Origin of the sequence: Prosthecobacter algae (assembly GCF_039542385.1) — a bacterium.
GTDB classification, from domain to species: Bacteria; Verrucomicrobiota; Verrucomicrobiia; order Verrucomicrobiales; family Verrucomicrobiaceae; genus Prosthecobacter; species Prosthecobacter algae.
On record NZ_BAABIA010000025.1, the window covers coordinates 1 to 2,096 of the forward strand.

The following is a 2,096-nucleotide window of genomic DNA, read 5'->3' on the forward strand; positions in this document are numbered from 1 at the left end:
CGGGGTGTACCCCCCCCCGCCAGGGCGTGGGGATTGGGGGGGAGGGTTGAGACCTTTCGGGGTCGGCCACCCGCTGGCGCGGGCAGCTACGGGGGGGTAGTGGGACGCTTCGCGTCCGGTGTTTTAGGATGCGGACAAGAGTGTCCGCGCTCCTCTCGGGGGGGTTGGGGCGGACGGTGGGGGAGGGGAGTACGCAGGTTCAAAAAGGCGGGACTTGGCAAGTCTCGCTCCTTGGGGGCGTGGGGGTAGTTCGAGCGCTCGCAGCCTGCTATTCGGGAGAGTGATGGACCCACTCTTGATTCTTGCGGGGCGTTGGGGAGGCTCGAGGCTGTGAGAGCCTTTGCCCGCAGCACTTGCGGGTGTAGGCGGCTGCTTGATTTAGCTAGCCCGCCATGCGGGAGGCTTCAGAAGAAATCGGGGAAGGTCGCGGCCAGATCTTCGACCAAGACGGGGGCCGTGGCGGAGAAGGTGCCCTCGGCAAAGTTTTCGGACCCCGGTCCGCCAAACTCGCCATGAAGGCCGGTGGTTTTCACACTCACCAGCGTGATCGTCTCAATGTTTCCCGGCAGTAATTTGGGCTTGGCCGTGCCGGTGCCCATGCCTTGCATGTTGACGCCAAAGCCCAGGGTTTCACCGCCCAGGCTGAGGTTCACCGTGCCCTTGAAATTGAGTGTTCCTGTCATTGTGGCAGACTTCAGGGGGCCTTTGGGGGCGGCATAGATCGCCTTGGCATTGGTTTTCCCTGTCAGGAAACTGGTCACGATTTCCACGGACAGTACATCCGTCACCTTCACGGGGGTGTGGCCGGTCTTGTAAAGGTAGGTGTGAAAGTCTTCACGGTCAGCGGTGTTCACCAGTTTCAGCGACCAGCCTTTGATGGAGGTCTCCCCGGCTGGAAAGACACCCTTTTCCCGCAGGTCTTCCAGCAGCTCCCGCATTCCATACTTCCTCGTCGCGGCCTTGACGAATCGCTCTTCGTAACCGGTGAGGCCATTGGTCGTTGTGTAGAAATAATAGGAGGCCGGAATCCGCTTCTTGTTGCCATCGAGGATGTATTCGCCGTTCGGTCCCCTTTCGAAAGTGCCTGGCGTGGTGGAGCTCAGGGTCAGGGCCAGATTGATATTCGCCATGCAGCCCGGCTCGGCCTGCGCGAGAGATGGGAGGGCCAGGGTGACCAGCAAGAGAACCGATTTTGCGACAGCCGTAAGAGTCATGATGGGGGGGGAGCCAGACATCGCAGGCACTTCATATCGTGCATTCGCGATTCCATCCGTCAATCTTTAAACCATGATTCAAGGCCTGGATCACGCCGTTTAAAGGCTTAGACCTAACTATTTGTTATTCAAAATAACAGCGTCGTTAACATCATCGTGCATGATGCCTGTTTCAAAGGCGTGTTGTGTGCATTATACCCGGTGGATGATTTGGGGGGCGGGGATTTCTAGACAGGATTGGCATGATTTCAGGATTAACAAGATGTGTGGCAATGGGGTGGATGTGGGCGGGTGAGCTTCGGGGCCTGCCACCCGCTGGCGCGGGCAGCTACGGCGGAGGCAAGACGCTTCGCGGCTGCGGGGGCCACCCGCTGGCGCGGGCAGCTACGGGGTGTAGCTGCGCCCGCCAGGGCGTGGGGATTGGGGGGAGGGTTGAGACCTTTCGGGGCCCGCCACCCGCTGGCGCGGGCAGCTACGGGGTGTAGCTGCGCCCGCCAGGGCGTGGGGATTGGGGGCTGCGAAGGCGAGTGAACTTTCGACAAGCTCTGGGGTCGCGATGGCCAGCCCAAGGAGCGGGACTTGCCAAGTCCCGTGGTTTGGGTGTTTGGGGTGGACGCGGGTTTGGCGATGGAATGGGGGCCTTTTTGGACAGGATTCACAAGATTTCAGGATTAACAAGATGTGTGACAAAGGGGGGCGAGGGCGGGTGAGCTTTCGAAAGCGCCAGAGGACTGGCGCAGTCCAGGACACTTCGTGGCTGCGGCGAGGGCCACCCGCTGGCGCGGGCAGCTACGGGGGTGGCAAGACGCTTTGCGGCTGCGGCGAGGCCCACCCGCTGGCGCGGGCAGCTACGGGGTGTAGCTGCGCCCGCCAGGGCGTGGG

At 61.6% G+C, this 2,096-nt stretch carries 1 protein-coding gene; it reads right to left on the reverse strand.

The features are described from left to right. Positions 1–404: 404 nt before the first annotated feature. The gene (locus ABEB25_RS24410; protein ID WP_345739075.1) at positions 405–1,235 is read right to left on the reverse strand and encodes a hypothetical protein; all 831 of its coding nucleotides are present in this window, start codon (positions 1,233–1,235) and stop codon (positions 405–407) included. Positions 1,236–2,096 lie beyond the last annotated feature (861 nt).

Coding starts and splice junctions, on each gene's coding strand:
- ABEB25_RS24410 (WP_345739075.1), bottom strand. CDS start 1,235: ATGTCTGGCTCCCCCCCCATCATGACTCTTACGGCTGTCGCAAAATCG.